This is a genomic window from Aeromonas sp. s6, assembly GCF_040907815.1.
Lineage (GTDB): Bacteria > Pseudomonadota > Gammaproteobacteria > Enterobacterales > Aeromonadaceae > Aeromonas > Aeromonas caviae.
In genome coordinates, this window is sequence record NZ_JBFOCN010000029.1 from 72,277 (window position 1) to 88,870 (window position 16,594).

The window sequence follows — 16,594 nt, forward strand, 5'->3', positions numbered from 1 at the left end:
TCGGGCCTGCCTCTTTGCGGGTGTCCGAACCAGTCCGCTCACATGTGAGCGGGCAGTATATCAGCTAGAAAACCGCTTGCGCGCGCAATCTTCACCATTTGAAAGGAGGACTTTTATGGCTCACTACAGCCATGTTATCAGTACGCTTATTCGCACCGAAAAACAGGCGCTGACCCTGTCGCTGTTTGGTTGCATCACCTTTGCCATTTTCGGGATCGGCTATGGTCTGTTCGTCGGTTCCAACGCCATCATGCTGGACGGCATCTTCACCCTGTTCAGCATGGGCATGACGGGCCTTGGGCTCATCACCGCCTACCTGGTTACCCGCCCCTCCGACGCCCGTTTCCAATACGGCTACGCCCATTTCGAACCCATCGCCAACGTCATCAACGGCGCCATCATTCTGCTGCTCTGCCTCGGTGCCCTCTATGGCGGCATCACCTCCCTGCTGGCGGGCGGACGGGAGATCGATCTCGGCCACGCCCTCATCTATGCCGTCGTCTCCACCTTCTTCTGCAGCATCCTCTATCTCATCGAGGCCGACGTGGCCGAGCGGGTCAACTCCGAGCTGGTGCGGGTGGACTCCAAGGAGTGGCTGGTGGATACCCTGCTCAGCGCCACCCTGCTCATCGGCTTTCTGGTCGCCATCGGGCTCGATACCCTGGGTTACGGCCACTACAACCGCTACATAGACCCCATGCTGGTCTCCCTGCTGGCCCTGTGCGCCACCCTCATTCCCATCAAGGTGCTCGGTCGCAACCTGCGGGAGGTGCTGAAGATCGCCCCCAAGGGAGAGGTCAAGCAGCGAGTCGAACACGAGATCGAGGCCCTGCGCCAGCGCCATGGCATCGAATGCTACAGCCACCTGGCGAAAAGCGGCCGCCGCTTCGATCTCGAGCTCAACATCCTGGTGGCCCCCGGCCAGGAGTGGCCCGTCGAGCGCCAGGATGCCCTGCGCCAGGAGCTCTGGTCCCGCCTCGGCGACACCCTGGGAGACGCCTGGCTGTCGGTCTGCTTCACCCGCGAGAAACGCTGGCTCTGATCCGGCGCTCGTCATTGCGCTGCAACGCGGGGCCCAGTCGCCCCGCGTCATGACTCCCGGCGCAACCGCCGCCAAGTTCCCTCCTCTGTCGAGGCCCCATCCTGCTTACCCCCTCACTCCTCGCGCCTTCCCCCTGTCCCGTTCAACCCGTCAGGAGAAAACGTTTACCACCCCTTCCGGATCAATATTCACTTTCATCCCAGGGAAAAATAATAAAAATTCGTTGCTAAAATAAAGTACCGCCGCTATTTATTCCGATCAGGGATGAAGGCTATTTCCTGCCTGGCAATGGAATTGTTGTTAACCGGAAAAATAAAATAATAAATCTCGTATCATTAAACAGTTGAGGTAATGTCCATGAAGAAAGTACTGATCGCTGCCATAACCCTGGCCATGGCGGGTGCGGCGAGCGCCGCCATTCCCCAGTTGAATTATGAGTGCCCGGGTCAAATCCAGATGCACAGCGATGAAGGTGGCCCCGTCTATATCAATGGCAAGGAGGCCAAACTCAAGAAGTACAGCGAGGAGTTCTACGAGGCCAAGGGCGCCGGCGTCACCCTCTCCATCAGCAACACCGGGGGCCAGTACGATGTCTCCTACACCAGCAAGAAAGGCTCGGGTACCTGCCAGCCAGGCTCCTCTGCGGCCCCTGCTGCAGCCACTGCCTCAGCCCCTGCCCACAAGGGCAGCCTCGCCGAGAAAGCCTGCCTGCAAGCGGTCTCCGCCAAGACCAAGGTGGCCCAGAGCAAGTTGCAGGTGACCGATGTGATGGACTCCGAGGCAGGGGTGGGCGTGACCATCAAGGTGCCGGGTGCCGATGCCCCCTGGTCCTGTCTAAGCGACAAGAAGGGGCATGTTCAGGGCGCGGCCTATACCGGCAATTGACCTGACGACCAGGGTTAACGTCCCCTGAAACAACCCGTGTGAGCGCAAACGAGGAGGCCTGGGCCTCCTTGCTTTTTATACGCTGAATATATGATTAATGTGAATTAGTTGGTGGCGAACAAGTTAAATTTAGAATAATAACTCCATATCAAACACCATAACCCCCTCTATTCCTTCTTTCTCCCATGACACAGCCGCAATATTTCCCCCTGAAACAAATTATTACAAAAATAATGGATATATATGAGCCTGATGAATCCGGTTGTTGGTATCAGATCGTTTATTTTCCTTGTTCAGCACCTATATTTGTGATCGTGTCAATGTGTCGCTCTTTTATCTCCAGTCAAACTTGGCTGCGCATCAATGCCCCTTTCCCTTGCCTCCCCCGTCGGCAATCCCTTCGTCGCGTCCCCCCTGACAGCCCCCTTGCCAAATGGCGGCGAGTCGTTATCATCAGGGCTCACTTTTGACCCGAGGTTTTATTGCCCATCATGGACAATCCCCGAAGTAGCCCTTCGTCTTTTCCCATCAAAGCCTATCTGTACCTGCTCAACCAACGCCTCTGAAGCGATCGTCTCCGTCACCACGGCCACGCCGTGACCACGATTCACTGCATCTGTCTTCATTGAGGTCAATCACATGGAATTCTTGCTGGACCCGTCAATCTGGGTCGGTCTGCTTACCCTGATCATCCTGGAAATCGTTCTCGGGATAGACAACCTGGTCTTCATCGCCATCCTGGTGAAAAAACTGCCCCCCGCCCAGCGGGACAAGGCGCGCATCATCGGTCTCTCCCTGGCCCTGCTGATGCGCCTGGGACTGCTCACCATCATGTCATGGCTGGTCACCCTCACGGCTCCTCTGCTGCACATCTGGGATCACCCCTTCTCCGGTCGGGATCTCATCCTGATGGGAGGCGGCCTCTTCCTGCTGTTCAAGGCCACCTCCGAGCTGCATGAGCGACTCGAGGCCAAGCCCGAGGAGCAAGGCGGCACCGGCGTCTATGCCGGGTTCGGGGTGGTGATCGCCCAGATCCTGGTGCTGGATGCGGTCTTCTCCCTGGACTCCATCATCACCGCCGTCGGCATGGTGGATCACCTCGGCGTCATGATGGCGGCCGTGACCATCGCCATGGTAGTGATGGTGCTCGCCTCCAAGCCCCTGACCCGCTTCGTCAACGCCCACCCCACTGTGGTGGTGCTCTGCCTGAGCTTCCTCTTGATGATCGGCTTCAGCCTGGTGGCGGAGGGCTTCGGCTTCCACATTCCGAAGGGCTACCTCTACGCGGCCATCGGCTTCTCGGTGCTCATCGAGTTCTTCAACCAGCTCGCCCAGCGCAGTGCCCTGCTCCATGAGGCTCGCCAGCCCCTGCGCGAGCGCACCACCGCCGCCATCTTCAAGCTGATGGGGGGGAACAAGCGCTCAGCCCACCCGCAGGAGGACGAAGAAGAGGTGCAGGCTCAGCCCCTGCCCCCCGGTTTCGGTGAAGAGGAGCGTTACATGGTGAGCGGCGTGCTGTCGCTGGCCGAGCGTTCCATTCGCACCATCATGACCCCGCGCTCCGAGATGGAGTGGATCGACGTGAGCGACAGCGAGGACGAGATCCGCGCCCTGCTGCAACGGGCCCCCCACAGCCTGTTCCCGGTCTGTGACGGGAAGCTGGACGAGATCATCGGGGTGGTCAAGGCACGGGATCTGCTGTTTGCCCTCAACGAGGGGCAGTCCCTGGCAGCACTTGCCAGACAGAACGAGCCCGTCATCGTGCCCCAGACCATCAACGTGATCCGGCTGCTGGCGGAGCTGCGCCAGGCCAGGGGCAGCCTCATCCTAGTGGCGGACGAGTTTGGCGTCATCCAGGGACTGGTCACCAACCACGATCTGCTGGAGGCCATCGTCGGCGAACTGCCGGACGAGGACGAGACCCCCGATGTGGTGCGCGAGGGCGAGCACTGGCTCATCCACGGCACCACCAACATCCATCAGGTGGAGCAGGCCCTGAACTGCGACGGTCTGGTGAGCGAGAGCGACGAGTACGTGACCCTGGCGGGCATGTTGCTCTCCCACTTCGGCAGCCTGCCAGACGTCGGTCAGCAGTTGCACCTCGGCCAGTTCCGCTTCGAGGTCATGGCCGTGAGCGAGCGGCGCATCGAGCGAGTACGGGTTACCCCACTCTCCCCTTGATCATCGGCGGCAATCACAGCAAGAGAGGGCCCTTGGCCCTCTTTTTTCTGGCGCGAACCAGGCCCCTCCCGGGCCATTGCTGCGATAACGGCAATTCTCTTCTGCAATACCCCCTCTTTTTCACAATAACAATCCCCTCTAGAGTCACCTCACTCCCAAAGATTGAGGAATCCATCATGCACCACGATCCCCTGTTCTGCCCCCTTCGCCTCGGCCAGCTGCACCTTGCCAACCGCATCGTCATGCCCCCCATGACCCGCTCCCGCGCCAGCCAGCCCGGGGACGTGGCCAACGCCATGATGGCGACCTACTACGCCCAGCGTGCCGGGGCCGGCCTCATCATCAGCGAAGGCACCCAGATAGATCCCCTGGGCAAGGGCTACGCCTGGACGCCGGGCATCCACAGCGCCGAGCAGGTGGCAGGCTGGAAGCAGGTAACCAATGCCGTCCACGCCGAGGGGGGCATCATGTTCGCCCAGCTCTGGCACGTGGGCCGGGTCACCCATCCTGACAACATCGGCGGCGCCCAGCCCCTCTCCTCCTCCGCCATCCAGGCCAAGGGAGTGAAGGTATTCGTCGACAACGGCAGCGATGCCCCGGGGTTTGTGGAGACCGTCACCCCGCGCGCCATGACCCAGGCCGACATCGACGCCGTGGTGGGGCAGTTTCGCCAGGCTGCCCGCAACGCCATGGAGGCGGGCTTTGACGGCATCGAGTTGCACGCCGCCAACGGCTACCTCATCAACCAGTTCCTCGACTCCGAGTCCAATACCCGCACCGACGGCTATGGCGGTTCGCTCGAAAACCGGCTGCGCTTCCTGAAAGAGGTGACCGAGGCGGTCTGTGACGAGATCGGTCCCGACCGGGTCGGGGTACGCCTTGCGCCACTCACCACCCTCAACGGCACCGTGGATGCCAACCCCCAGGAGACCTATCTGGCCGCCGCGCGCTTGCTGGGCCAGCTCGGCGTGGTCTATCTGCACGTCGCCGAAGCGGACTGGGACGACGCCCCCCTGATGGCGGAGAGCTTCAAGCAGGGGCTGCGCGACGCCTTCCCCAACACCCTCATCTACGCCGGCAAATACGATGGGGAGCGCGCCCGCGCCGCCATCGAGGCGGGCTGGGCCGACATGATTGGCTTCGGTCGCCCCTTCGTGGCCAACCCCGACTTGCCGAACCGCCTGCGCCACGGCCATCCGTTCGCCCCCCATGATCCCGCCACCCTGTTTGGCGGCGGCGAGAAAGGGCTGACGGACTACCCCGTCTATGGGGCAGAGCGGGCATAAGGCGGCTGGCGCCGAACCTCTTCCCGGGCGGGCCCTCCAACAGGGGGCTCGCCTTGTTGTCTTGCCAGTGCAACAGCAGTTCAAGGCATTGTTACGCCATGTGAGTCAATCAAGGCACCCACCCCTCTCATCCAAGGAGTCACCATGACCCATACCCAGGCCTGGTGCTGGCACGCCCCCGGCGAACCGGACCAGCTCACCCTCACCCGGCAAGCGCTCCCCACCCCCGGGCCCGACGAGGTCCTCATAGCCAACCGGATCATCGCCTTCAATCCGGTGGACTGGAAACTCATCGAACAGGGTCATCCCCACTGGCAGCCAGGCCATGTGCCTGGCGTCGATGGCATGGGCACCCTGGTGGCACTGGGGGCCAATGTCACCCACCTGCGCCCCGGCACCCGGGTCGCCTATCACACCGACCTGCGCCACGGCGGCAGCTTTGCCCGCCACACCCTGGTGCCGGCTCGCGCCCTGATGCCGGTGCCCGATGCCCTGAGCGACGAGGCGGCCGCCGCGCTCCCCTGCCCCGGCCTCACCGCCTGGCAGGCACTGGCCAAGCTGCCTCACCTGCACGGGGAGGCCCTGCTCATCACTGGGGCTGGCAGCAGTGTCGGCCGCTTCGCGGTGCAACTTGCCCTCCAGAAGGGGGCCCGCGTCTTTGCCAGCGCCAGCCCGCGCCATCACCAGTGGCTCAAACAGCTAGGCGTGCAGGGGGTGGCGGACTATCGGGATCCCGACTGGCTGGCCCAGTTGCAGGCCGCCAACGGCGGTGAACCCTTCGAGGGGATCATCGATCTGGTCTCCAGCCAGCAGGCAGAAGCCTTGCTGCCTGCCCTTGGCTATTACGGCCACATGGTGACTGTGCTCGGGCGCATCGCGCGCAACCCGCTGCCCGCCTTTAGCCATTGCCACTCATTGCACGAGATTGCCCTCGGCGCCCAGCACGCCTTTGGCTCGGACAAACAGTGGAGCCGTCTGGTGGCGGCCGGTGTCGCCATGATGGCGCAGATGGCGAGCGGCGAGCTGACCCTGCCGCCGCTGGTGGTGGGCGACTTCGACGCCCTGCCCTCCCTTCTCACTCGCGTCAAGCAGGAGGGACAAGGGGAAAAGTATCTGGTGAGAGTGGATTGATACCCGCCCAACGATGGCACAAAGAGGCCCGCCATGGCGGGCCTCCTCCATTCAAGGTGTGCAAGGCGGCCTGCTCAGTGCAGGCTCACCCCGTGCAGGGCGGCATGGAGGCGAATGTCCCGGGTCAGACGCACCTTGTCCGCGAGGCTCAGCCAGCTCGCCTCCACGGCATTGAGACTGAGGCGGCACAGCTGCTCCTGGCTGGCGCCAAGCCCGTCGGCCAGGGCCTGGAAGTTGGCCCCCAGGTATCCCCCGAAATAGGCGGGATCGTCGGAGTTCACGGTGACGCAGAGCCCCTGCTCCAGCAGCCTCAGCACATTGTGCTGGGCCATCTGGTCAAACACCCTGAGCCGCACGTTGGAGAGGGGGCAGACGGTGAGGGGCAGCCGGGTGTCGGCAAGATAGCTCAGCAGCGCGGGATCCTCGACGCAGCGCACCCCGTGATCGATGCGTTGCACTCCGAGCTCCCGGATCGCCTGCCAGATGTAGTCAGCCGGCCCCTCCTCCCCCGCGTGGGCCACCACCGGCAGCCCCAGCTCGCGGCAGCGAGCGAAGACCCGGGCGAACTTGCTGGGCGGGTTGCCCTGCTCCCCCGAATCGAGGCCGACCCCGTGCAGGCGCGCCAGGTGCGGCGTGGCCTCTGCCAGGGTGGCGAATGCCGCCTCTTCACTCAGGTGGCGCAGGAAGCTCATGATGAGCCGCCAGCTGATGCCAAAGGCTGCTTCCCCAGCCTGCAACGCCCGCTCGATGCCCCCCAACACGGTGGCAAAGGGCACGCCGCGGGCGGTGTGGGTCTGGGGGTCGAAGAAGATCTCCACGTGCACCACGTGATCGGCAACGCAGCGCTCGAGATAGGCCCAGGTGAGGTCGAAGAAATCCTGTTCGTGGATGAGCACGCTGGCGCCGAGGTAGTAGAGATCGAGGAAGGATTGCAGGCCGTCGAACTCATAGGCGGCGCGCAGGCTGTCGACATCGGGCCAGGGCAGCGCCACCCCGTTGCGCTGACCGAGGGCGAACATCAGCTCGGGTTCGAGGGTCCCCTCGATATGCAGGTGCAGTTCCAGCTTGGGCAAGTCGGCAATAAAGTGCTCCATGATGACGGCTCCATCGTCAGACTCCGTGCGGGCACCACCGGGGCGGCGCCCTCCCTTCGCCTTCATTGTGCACCCATCTGGCCCACCGAGGGAGACTTGTCATCAAAGGGCCTTATAATGGCGGCACAAAAACCATAACCGATTGAAGAGACAAACAGAGGGATGCCCTGTCCCCGCTCTTGCGCCCTACAAGGAGATTTCATGAAGAAAAACGTCATCTGTGACATTGACGGCGTCATCCTGCACAACAACGATCTCATTCCCGGCGCCGACCGCTTCGTCCACCGCCTGCTGGAGCAGGGCAGCAAGCTCCTGTTCCTCACCAACTACCCGGCCCAGACCCAGAAAGATCTGCAAAACCGCTTCCGCTCCGCCGGAATAGAGGTGCCCGAGGAGTGCTTCTACACCTCCGCCATGGGCACCGCCGACTTTCTCAAGCGCCAGGATGGTAAGAAGGCCTATGTGATTGGCGAAGGGGCCCTGACCCACGAGCTCTACAAGGCCGGCTTCACCATCACCGATATCGACCCGGACTTCGTGGTGGTGGGGGAGACCCGCAACTACAACTGGACCATGATGCAGCAGGGCGCCAAGTTCGTGGATCAGGGGGCCCGCTTCATCGCCACCAACCCCGACACCCACGGCCCCCTGATGTACCCGGCCTGCGGCGCCCTGTGCGCCCCCATCGAGCGGATGACCGGCAAGAAGCCCTTCTATGTCGGCAAGCCGAGCGCCTGGATCATTCGCGCGGCCCTCAACCGGATGGAGGCCCACTCCGACGACACCATCATCATCGGCGACAACCTGCGCACCGACATCCTGGCAGGCTTCCAGGCCGGTCTCGAGACGGTGCTGGTGCTCTCCGGGGTGAGCAAGGTGGCGGACATCGACCGCATGCCGTTTCGACCGAACCACATCTTTGACTCCGTGGTGGACATCGACATCGTCTGATCCCGGGTGCCGCCCTTCCGGTAGCCTTCAGCCTGCACGGGCCCCCTTGGCAAAGGGGGCCCGTTTCGTTTAACGTAAGCGCAAAATCGTTAAACAAACTAAACGGGAGCAGGATGCTCCTTCGCCACTCAAGGACGCACCATGAAGAGCCTGAACGACTGGATCCTGCTGGACAAACACACTGTCTCCCCCACCCCGCTGATGCCGGCCCCCGAGCGCATCAGGGCCGGGACGCCGAGCCAGACGGCATGGAACCACTACTCCGACCCGAGCCAGCAGTTTCACGTGGGCTTCTGGGCTTGCGAGCCGGGCTGCTGGGCCGTTCACTATACCGAACACGAATACTGCCAGATGCTGGAAGGGGAGGCGGTGATCCACGACGAGCAGGGCGGCCGGCTGCACCTCAAACCGGGGGTTCAGTTCGTCATTCCCGCCGGTTTTGTCGGGCAGTGGGAGACCCTCACCCCTTGTCGCAAGCTCTATGTGATCTTCGAACCCGACGCGAGTTGACGCGCACGTCAACCCTGACCCTCTCTCTTCAGGCGGCCGGACGGCCGCCATCCCCTGCGCAACTTGACGCTTACGGCATGATTTTCTGCGGTTTTCCCGCTTGCAAAAGGGTTTTCCGCTAGGCATTGTGATTGGCGAGGAATGTAAATGGAATTTCGAGCCCAAACGTGGGGGGCTCATATAAAAATCAAGAGGATTACCGCCAATGTGTTCTATTTTCGGCATTCTGGACATCAAGACCGACGCCACTGCCCTGCGCAAATCGGCCCTGGAGATGTCCAAGCGACTGCGTCACCGCGGGCCTGACTGGTCCGGCGTCTACAGCTCCGACAAGGCCATCCTGGTGCACGAGCGCCTGGCCATCGTCGATCCGGGCAACGGCGCACAGCCTCTCTACAATCCCGAGCGCACGCACGTATTGGCCGTCAACGGCGAGATCTACAACCACAAGGAGCTGGAGAAGAACCTCAAGGTCGACTTCCAGTTCCAGACCCACTCCGACTGTGAAGTGCTGCTGGCCCTCTACAAGGAGAAGGGCCCGGCGTTCCTGGACGATCTGAACGGCATCTTCGCCTTCATCCTCTATGACGCCGAGCAGGATGCCTACCTGATTGGTCGCGACCACATGGGGATCATCCCCCTCTATACCGGCCGCGACGAACACGGCAACTTCTATGTCGCCTCCGAGATGAAGGCCCTGGTGCCGGTCTGCAAGAGCGTCGAGACCTTCCCGCCGGGACACTACCTGTGGAGCAAGGATGGCGAGCTTAAACAGTGGTATAAACGGGACTGGATGGAGTACGCGCCGGTCGAGCACAACGTCAGCGACAAGGCCGAGCTCAAAGCGGCCCTGGAAGCGGCGGTCAAGCGCCAGCTGATGTGCGACGTGCCCTACGGCGTGCTGCTCTCCGGTGGTCTGGATTCGTCCGTCATCTCCGCCATCACCAAGCTCTATGCCGCCCGCCGGGTGGAAGACGATGGCAAGAGCGAAGCCTGGTGGCCCCAGCTGCACTCCTTCGCCGTCGGCCTGGAAGGGTCGCCGGATCTCGCTGCCGCCCGCAAGGTGGCCGATCACCTCGGCACCATCCACCACCAGATCCACTTCACCGTGCAGGAAGGGCTGGATGCCCTGCGGGACGTCATCTATCACCTCGAGACCTATGACGTCACCACCATCCGCGCCTCCACGCCCATGTATCTGATGGCCCGCTACATCAAGGCGATGGGGATCAAGATGGTGCTCTCCGGCGAAGGCTCCGACGAGCTGTTCGGCGGCTACCTCTACTTCCACAAGGCCCCCAACGCCCGCGAGTTCCACGAAGAGAACGTGCGCAAGCTCGCCTCCCTGCACCTCTATGACTGCCTGCGGGCCAACAAGTCCATGGCCGCCTGGGGCGTGGAAGGCCGCGTGCCCTTCCTCGACAAGGAGTTCATGGACGTGGCGATGCGCCTCAATCCCGCCGACAAGATGTGCGGCAAGGGCAAGATCGAGAAGCACATCCTGCGGGAAGCCTTCGAGGATCTGCTCCCCCACGAAGTGGCGTGGCGCCAGAAGGAGCAGTTCTCCGACGGCGTAGGCTACTCCTGGATTGACAGCCTGAAAACCATGGTCGAGGAAGAGGTGACGGATCAGATGTTCGAGGCGGCCGCCTTCCGCTTCCCCGTCAACACCCCGCTCACCAAGGAGGCGTACTACTACCGCGCCATCTTCGACGAGCACTTCCCGCTGGAGTCCGCCGCCCGCACCGTGCCCTACGGCAAGTCGGTCGCCTGCTCCACCCCGACCGCGCTCGAATGGGATGCCAAGTTCAAGGAGATGGCCGATCCCTCCGGTCGCGCCGTGATGGACGTCCACCAGCAGGGTTACTGATCGCCCCTGACCTGAATACAAAGCCCCTCTCGAGGGGCTTTGTTGTTTTCTGCCATTCCATTGCCGCTTTTTGCCTTCCCCTTCCCTGTTTGCGGCTTGGCGCAGGAAACGCCTCGTGTCACATTGTCTGCGCCTGGAAGCAAAGATAACGACACAAGGAAGAGACCATGAAACGACTGTTACTGCCCCTGATACTGGGCACCCTCCTTTTCAATGGCGCCGCCTGCGCGGGCGACCACCTCTGGAGTCAGAGCCTGCCCGATTACAGCCAGGGTTATGACGAGACGCGGGATCCGGCCCGCGATCTCGCCGCCGCTACCGCCAAGGCCAGTGCCGAGGGCAAGAAAGTCCTGTTGCTGGTGGGGGGCGAATGGTGCAGTTGGTGCCAGGAGATGAACCGCTTTCTGGACCGGGAACCCGATCTCGCCGGCCAGCTCAACCGCACCTTCGTGGTGGTCAAGGTGAACGTCAGCGAGCAGAACAAGAATGAATCCTTCCTGAAAGACTATCCCGAGTATCTGGGGGTCCCCCACTTCTACGTGCTGGATGCCAAAGGCAGGCTGCTCGAGTCCTTCAACACCGGGCTGCTGGAGAAGGGGAAGAGTTACGACGGGGAGAAACTCGGCAAATTTATCGCCTATTTCCAGCCCAGGACCACCCACGGCTGACTCGCCAGTCAATCAAACAGGGCCCCGCACGGTCAGTGACAGTACAGGGCCTTGATGGAAGCGCAAACAGGGAAGTGGCATGTCTGCGACAAACAGGCCATCCATCACCCCGGACAAGGACGAAAAAGATGTTGCGAATACTGGGCAAGGCGTCGTCAATCAATGTGCGCAAGGTACTGTGGACCTGTGCTGAGCTGACCCTCCCGTTCGAGCTGGAGGAGTGGGGATCCGGCTTCAAACCCACGGACACCCCGGCGTTTCTGGCGCTCAACCCCAATGCCATGGTGCCCGTCATTCAGGATGAGGATTTTACGCTGTGGGAGTCGAACACCATCATCCGCTACCTGGCGACGCGCCATGGTGCCAATGCACTCTATCCCGCCGAGGCGAGAGCCAGGGCTCGGGTCGATCAATGGATTGACTGGCAGGCATCGGACTTGAACAGCGCCTGGCGCTACGCCTTCCTGTCGCTGGTGAGGCGCTCCCCCCAGCATCAAGACCATCAGGCCCTTCACGCAGCTTGCCTGCAGTGGTCTCACTGCATGGAGATCCTGGAGAGACAGCTTCAAACAACCGGAGGATATGTGGCCGGTCCGCACTTCTCGCTGGCAGACATTCCCATCGGGCTGTCAGTCAACCGCTGGCTGGAGACGCCCTATGATCGCCCGTCGCTACCCGCCGTGGACGACTACTACCAGCGACTGAAAGAGCGGCCGGGGTTTCGACGCTATGGGGCCAATGGCACGCCCTGAGGCGAGCAAGATAACCCGGGCAAGGAAAGAGATGGCAGACCGGGCCAACGCGCTGGCCCGGTCTGCACAGCTTCAGGGCTGGGCATCCGGCTGATTGGCGGGGGCCGCCTTGATAAAGGCCTGCAACTGCTCGCAGTTGGCGACGATGCGCGCAATGGTGGGGTAGTCATCCAGGGTCATGTCGAAGCGGCGGGCGTTGTAGACCTGGGGCACCAGCATGCAGTCCGCCAGGGTGACCTCGTTGCCCACGCAATAGATGCCGGCGGTGGTCATGAGAAGCTGCTCCAGCGCGGTGAAGGTCTCGTCTATCCAGTGGCGATACCAGGCATCCCGCGCCATCTTGCTCTGCCCCAACTCCTGCTCCAGGTAGTGCAGCACGCGCAGGTTGTTGAGGGGGTGGGTGTCACAGGCGATCATGTTGACTATCTGGCGCACCCGGGCACGTTCGATGGGCGCGGAGGGCATCAGGGGGTAGGCGGGATAGGTCTCGTCGAGGTACTCCATGATGGCCACCGACTGACCCAGATGCACGTCATCGTCCACGAGAAACGGCACCAGTCCCTGGGGATTGACCCGGCGGTAGGCCTTCTCCTTCTGCTCACCCTGCCGCAAGTTGACCGGGTGCTGCTCATAATCGAGCCCCTTGAGTTGCAGTACCAAACGCACGCGAAAGCTGGCCGATGAGCGCCAATATCCAAACAACTGCAGCATAGTGTGTCCCTGTGGTGGCAGGTGTCTGCCACCTGCCGTGTCGCCCGCCCCTCCAGGGGTCGGGCTCTCCTAGCTCGCCCGCTCGGCCGTTGCTTGCGTGACCCGCTGCAAAATGGTGCCAAACAGACTCATCCCGTTGCGATCCTGCATCGCGATGGACACTGTATCACCAAAGCGCAGAAAGGGTGTAGTGGCTTGACCTGACTCGATAATTTCCAGCATCCGCCGCTCGGCAAGGCAGGAGGATCCCCGGCTTCTGTCGTAGTTGGAGACGGTGCCCGAGCCGATGATGCAACCCGCCCCAAGCGGCCTTGTCTTGGCGGCATGGGCAATCAGCTCATCAAAGTTGAAGGTCATGTCCACCCCGGCGTCGGGTTGCCCGAACAGGGCGCCGTTGAGGTGGGTCACCAGGGGCAGGTGGACCTTGCCATCGCGCCAGTCATCCCCCAGCTCGTCCGGGGTGATAGCCACCGGCGAGAAGCTGCTGGAGGGCTTGGACTGGAAGAAGCCAAAGCCCTTGGCAAGCTCCCCGGGAATGAGGTTGCGCAGGCTCACGTCGTTGACCAGCATCAAGAGCTTGATGTGGCTCGCCGCCCCCTGCGAACGGGTGCCCATGGGCACGTCGTCGGTGATGACGGCGACTTCCGACTCGAAGTCGATCCCCCACTCCTCGGAGCCCATCACGATGGGGCCACGGGGCGGCAGGAAGCTGTCAGAGCCTCCCTGATACATCAGGGGATCGTGCCAGAAGCTTTCTGGCATGTCGGCGCCGCGCGCCTTGCGCACCAGCTCCACGTGATTGACGTAGGCACTGCCGTCAATCCACTGGTAGGCGCGGGGCAGCGGGGAGAGGCACGCCTCCTCATCGAAGGGGAAGGCGTCGGGGCAGGCGCCCTCGTTGAGTCGCTGATAAACCTTCGCCAATTGCGGCGCCACTTCTCCCCACTGGTCGAGGGCCGACTGCAGGGTCGGGGCGATGGTCGTCACATGGACGGCGCGCGCCAGATCGCGGCTCACCACCACCAGGGCGCCGTCGCGCTTGCCATTGTTCAGGGTTGCCAGTTTCATATCGAATTCCTTATTTGCCGAGCGTCTCTGGACGCTGCCAGCTGGTGACATAACCGGGGTGTTCGACCCCTTCGCAGATCGGGCCGACGGCCAGGGCATCCCGGGTGTCGAGCATCACCGCCACCTCGTCGGTGAAGGTCTTGGCATGGGCCTGCCCTGCCGCAAAGGCCTTGGGATGGGGACCATGGGTGAAGCCGGCAGGGTGGAAGGTGACCATGCCCCGCTTGATGTTGTCCCGGCTGAAGAAGTCCCCGGCGTGGTAGAATAGCACTTCGTCGAAGTCGTCGTTGCTGTGGTAGAAGGGCACCCGCAGGGCGCCTGGGTCACTCTCGATGGGACGCGGCACGAAGGTGCAGACCACGAACCGGCTCGCCACGAAGGTGGTGTGGGCCGAGGGAGGCAGGTGGTAGCGGTGGCTCATCAGCGGGCGGATATCCCGCCAGTTGAGGCGCACCACGCACAAGTCCCCGTGCCACCCTTGTGCATCCAGCGGGTTGAACGGCCAGGTGACGACCGAGACCTGATCGTGGCGCTTGATCTGCAGCGACCAGGGGTTTTCATCCTGCTGGGCAAGGAAGCGCTCGTTGATGGCGGGCACGTCCAGGGCCGCCGGATCGAAGATGGCGTGATTGCCCACCAGTCCCTTGTCCGGCAGCTGATAACTGTCTTCCGTCGCCTCTATCATCAGGATGAAGAGGGGCGCGGTGGGCTCGATGCGCCACATGGTGCCACGGGGGATCACCACATAGTCGCCATCTCTCAAGATGAGGTGTCCGTAGTCGCAGTAGAACTCTCCGCTCCCCTCGTGAATGAACAGGAGCTCGTCGCCATCGGCGTTGCGCACCAGAAACGGCATGGGCTCATGCAGGCGCCAGATGCGGTAGCGGCAGTGGGGGTTGCTGAGAATATCCGGCATCACCCAGGGGGAGAGGGAGCTCACCTCCTCCTGCAGATCGTTCAAGTCAAACGCCCGTGGCCGAAGCGGCCCCTCCCAGTTGACCCAGTCGGTGGGAGCATGCTTGTGGTGCATGTGGGTGGCCGGACCGAAGAAGCCCGAGCGCCCCAGCTCGCGCTCATAGATGGCCTGCTCCGGCAGATCGGCATGGGCCTGGCGGGAGTGGGTTCCCTCCCGATGGGGGAAGCTTATCCAGTTACGCATCGCTCGGTTCTCCGTTTTTCTGGCCCTGCGCGGCACTGTTCACCTCCCCTTGCGTGGATCCGTCCAGCACGCCACGGCGGATCTGATCCAGCTCGATAGATTCGAACAATGCCTGGAAGTTGCCCTCACCAAAGCCCTCGTTGCCCTTGCGCTGGATGATCTCGAAGAACACGGGCCCGATGACGGTGTCCGTGAAGATCTGCAGCAGGATGCCGTCCTTCGTCGGCGAGCCGTCGATGAGGATGCGCAGCGCCTTCAGCGCGGCCAGATCCTCCTGATGACCCGCGACCCGGCTGTCCACCTTCTCGTAGTAGGTGTCCGGCGTCGGCATGAAGCCGGTTCCCCGCCCTCTGAGCGTGCGGATGGTGTGATAGATGTCGGCAGAGGCGAGCGCGATGTGCTGGATCCCCTCCCCCTTGTACTGGCGCAGGTACTCCTCTATCTGGGACTTGTCGTCCGCCGACTCGTTGATGGGGATGCGAATTTTGCCGCAAGGGGCCGTCATGGCGCGCGAGTGCAGTCCTGTCAGCTTGCCCTCGATGTCGAAGTAGCGGATTTCCCGGAAGTTGCCGATCCGCTCGTAGAAATTCGACCAGAGGTTCATATTGCCGCGATGGACGTTGTGGGTCAGGTGGTCGATCTCATAGAGCCCTGCGTCCACCTCGGCCATGCGGGCCTGCCAGTCGGGGTAGAAGATAAAGTCCACGTCATAGATGGAGCCGCGCTCGCCATAGCGATCGACAAAGGAGAGGGTACTCTCGCCGATGCCGTAGATGGCGGGGATGTTGAGTTCCATGGGGCCGATTTTGCCCACAAACGGCTTGGCCCCCTGGCCAATGGCGTACTGCTGGGCACGGCCGGCATCGCTCACCCGAAACGCCATGCCGCACACGCTCGGACCATGGGCCCGGGCAAACTCCTCCGCCTGGGAGTGGGGCTCGGCATTGACCACGAAGTTGATGTCCCCCTGGCGATAGAGCCAGCACTGCTTGTGCCTGTGCTTGGCCACTTCGGCAAAGCCCAGTGAGACGAACAACGCCTTGAGGGCCGCAATGCCCTTGAGATCCGGCGCCGTGTACTCGACGAACTCAAACCCGTCGGTGCCAAGGGGGTTGATGGTGTGAGTACGGGAAGAAGGGGTGGTCATGATGCGCTCCTTGCGATGAACTGATAACGAAACGGGTCACGCCGCAAGGGCTCGACAGGCAGCCCGCACGGCATTGTTAACAACTTGTTTCATTAGAGTGGCGGGCGCAGGGAATGAGAAGGGGCGGCGTTCAGATAGT

15 protein-coding genes are annotated in these 16,594 nt (G+C 62.3%); 10 read left to right on the top strand and 5 right to left on the bottom strand.

Going from position 1 to position 16,594, the window contains the following annotated elements:
* Positions 1-115 precede the first annotated feature (115 nt).
* The 5 genes from AB5Y50_RS03850 to AB5Y50_RS03870 all read left to right on the top strand — a co-directional run bounded on the left by AB5Y50_RS03850 (position 116) and on the right by AB5Y50_RS03870 (position 6,525).
* Positions 116-1,042, top strand: a complete 927-nt coding sequence (locus tag AB5Y50_RS03850) for a cation diffusion facilitator family transporter (RefSeq protein WP_010675108.1) — start codon at positions 116-118, stop codon at positions 1,040-1,042.
* A gap of 357 nt (positions 1,043-1,399) precedes the next feature.
* A complete protein-coding gene (locus AB5Y50_RS03855; RefSeq protein ID WP_041201638.1) occupies positions 1,400-1,927 on the top strand; it encodes a hypothetical protein in 528 nt (175 codons plus the stop codon).
* A 639-nt stretch (positions 1,928-2,566) separates the two neighbouring features.
* On the top strand, positions 2,567-4,108 hold the full coding sequence (locus AB5Y50_RS03860) for a TerC family protein (protein ID WP_010675110.1): 1,542 nt from the start codon (positions 2,567-2,569) through the stop codon (positions 4,106-4,108).
* Positions 4,109-4,284: 176 nt separating this feature from the next.
* Complete coding sequence (locus AB5Y50_RS03865) at positions 4,285-5,394, top strand: alkene reductase (RefSeq protein ID WP_010675112.1); 1,110 nt, start codon at positions 4,285-4,287, stop codon at positions 5,392-5,394.
* 144 nt (positions 5,395-5,538) lie between these two features.
* Complete coding sequence (locus AB5Y50_RS03870; protein WP_010675113.1) at positions 5,539-6,525, top strand: zinc-binding dehydrogenase; 987 nt, start codon at positions 5,539-5,541, stop codon at positions 6,523-6,525.
* 74 nt (positions 6,526-6,599) lie between these two features.
* On the opposite strand, the gene AB5Y50_RS03875 is transcribed toward AB5Y50_RS03870, so the two are convergent.
* Positions 6,600-7,619: an adenosine deaminase gene (locus AB5Y50_RS03875; RefSeq protein WP_010675114.1), complete on the bottom strand. Its 1,020-nt coding sequence runs from the start codon at positions 7,617-7,619 to the stop codon at positions 6,600-6,602.
* Positions 7,620-7,820: 201 nt separating this feature from the next.
* Between AB5Y50_RS03875 and AB5Y50_RS03880 the strand changes: the two genes are divergently transcribed.
* From AB5Y50_RS03880 to AB5Y50_RS03900, 5 genes are all read left to right on the top strand, one after another.
* On the top strand, positions 7,821-8,570 hold the full coding sequence (locus tag AB5Y50_RS03880) for an HAD-IIA family hydrolase (protein WP_010675115.1): 750 nt from the start codon (positions 7,821-7,823) through the stop codon (positions 8,568-8,570).
* Between the two features lie 141 nt (positions 8,571-8,711).
* A complete protein-coding gene (locus tag AB5Y50_RS03885) occupies positions 8,712-9,080 on the top strand; it encodes a cupin domain-containing protein (RefSeq protein ID WP_010675116.1) in 369 nt (122 codons plus the stop codon).
* A gap of 205 nt (positions 9,081-9,285) precedes the next feature.
* The gene (gene asnB, locus AB5Y50_RS03890) at positions 9,286-10,950 is read left to right on the top strand and encodes an asparagine synthase B (protein WP_368162409.1); all 1,665 of its coding nucleotides are present in this window, start codon (positions 9,286-9,288) and stop codon (positions 10,948-10,950) included.
* 167 nt (positions 10,951-11,117) lie between these two features.
* On the top strand, positions 11,118-11,618 hold the full coding sequence (locus tag AB5Y50_RS03895) for a thioredoxin family protein (RefSeq protein ID WP_010675118.1): 501 nt from the start codon (positions 11,118-11,120) through the stop codon (positions 11,616-11,618).
* Between the two features lie 128 nt (positions 11,619-11,746).
* Positions 11,747-12,370 carry a glutathione S-transferase family protein gene (locus tag AB5Y50_RS03900; RefSeq protein WP_010675119.1) on the top strand — a complete coding sequence of 208 codons (624 nt, stop codon included), beginning with the start codon at positions 11,747-11,749 and terminating at the stop codon, positions 12,368-12,370.
* A 72-nt stretch (positions 12,371-12,442) separates the two neighbouring features.
* On the opposite strand, the gene maiA is transcribed toward AB5Y50_RS03900, so the two are convergent.
* From maiA to hppD, 4 genes are all read right to left on the bottom strand, one after another.
* Positions 12,443-13,081 carry a maleylacetoacetate isomerase gene (gene maiA, locus AB5Y50_RS03905; RefSeq protein WP_010675120.1) on the bottom strand — a complete coding sequence of 213 codons (639 nt, stop codon included), beginning with the start codon at positions 13,079-13,081 and terminating at the stop codon, positions 12,443-12,445.
* A gap of 69 nt (positions 13,082-13,150) precedes the next feature.
* Positions 13,151-14,149, bottom strand: a complete 999-nt coding sequence (locus tag AB5Y50_RS03910) for a fumarylacetoacetate hydrolase family protein (protein WP_010675121.1) — start codon at positions 14,147-14,149, stop codon at positions 13,151-13,153.
* A gap of 10 nt (positions 14,150-14,159) precedes the next feature.
* Entirely contained in the window at positions 14,160-15,308 is a 1,149-nt protein-coding gene (locus AB5Y50_RS03915; protein WP_010675122.1) for a homogentisate 1,2-dioxygenase, read from the bottom strand.
* Complete coding sequence (gene hppD / locus AB5Y50_RS03920; RefSeq protein ID WP_010675123.1) at positions 15,301-16,455, bottom strand: 4-hydroxyphenylpyruvate dioxygenase; 1,155 nt, start codon at positions 16,453-16,455, stop codon at positions 15,301-15,303. Before hppD ends, AB5Y50_RS03915 begins: the two co-directional genes overlap by 8 nt.
* Positions 16,456-16,594 lie beyond the last annotated feature (139 nt).

Bases quoted from the DNA above. Each gene is read 5' to 3' on its own strand.
- AB5Y50_RS03880 (WP_010675115.1), top strand. From the start codon at position 7,821: ATGAAGAAAAACGTCATCTGTGACATTGACGGCGTCATCCTGCACAAC.
- AB5Y50_RS03910 (WP_010675121.1), bottom strand. From the start codon at position 14,149: ATGAAACTGGCAACCCTGAACAATGGCAAGCGCGACGGCGCCCTGGTG.
- AB5Y50_RS03865 (WP_010675112.1), top strand. From the start codon at position 4,285: ATGCACCACGATCCCCTGTTCTGCCCCCTTCGCCTCGGCCAGCTGCAC.
- AB5Y50_RS03885 (WP_010675116.1), top strand. From the start codon at position 8,712: ATGAAGAGCCTGAACGACTGGATCCTGCTGGACAAACACACTGTCTCC.
- AB5Y50_RS03915 (WP_010675122.1), bottom strand. From the start codon at position 15,308: ATGCGTAACTGGATAAGCTTCCCCCATCGGGAGGGAACCCACTCCCGC.
- AB5Y50_RS03855 (WP_041201638.1), top strand. From the start codon at position 1,400: ATGAAGAAAGTACTGATCGCTGCCATAACCCTGGCCATGGCGGGTGCG.
- AB5Y50_RS03860 (WP_010675110.1), top strand. From the start codon at position 2,567: ATGGAATTCTTGCTGGACCCGTCAATCTGGGTCGGTCTGCTTACCCTG.
- asnB (WP_368162409.1), top strand. From the start codon at position 9,286: ATGTGTTCTATTTTCGGCATTCTGGACATCAAGACCGACGCCACTGCC.
- AB5Y50_RS03850 (WP_010675108.1), top strand. From the start codon at position 116: ATGGCTCACTACAGCCATGTTATCAGTACGCTTATTCGCACCGAAAAA.
- hppD (WP_010675123.1), bottom strand. From the start codon at position 16,455: ATGACCACCCCTTCTTCCCGTACTCACACCATCAACCCCCTTGGCACC.
- AB5Y50_RS03875 (WP_010675114.1), bottom strand. From the start codon at position 7,619: ATGGAGCACTTTATTGCCGACTTGCCCAAGCTGGAACTGCACCTGCAT.
- maiA (WP_010675120.1), bottom strand. From the start codon at position 13,081: ATGCTGCAGTTGTTTGGATATTGGCGCTCATCGGCCAGCTTTCGCGTG.
- AB5Y50_RS03895 (WP_010675118.1), top strand. From the start codon at position 11,118: ATGAAACGACTGTTACTGCCCCTGATACTGGGCACCCTCCTTTTCAAT.
- AB5Y50_RS03900 (WP_010675119.1), top strand. From the start codon at position 11,747: ATGTTGCGAATACTGGGCAAGGCGTCGTCAATCAATGTGCGCAAGGTA.
- AB5Y50_RS03870 (WP_010675113.1), top strand. From the start codon at position 5,539: ATGACCCATACCCAGGCCTGGTGCTGGCACGCCCCCGGCGAACCGGAC.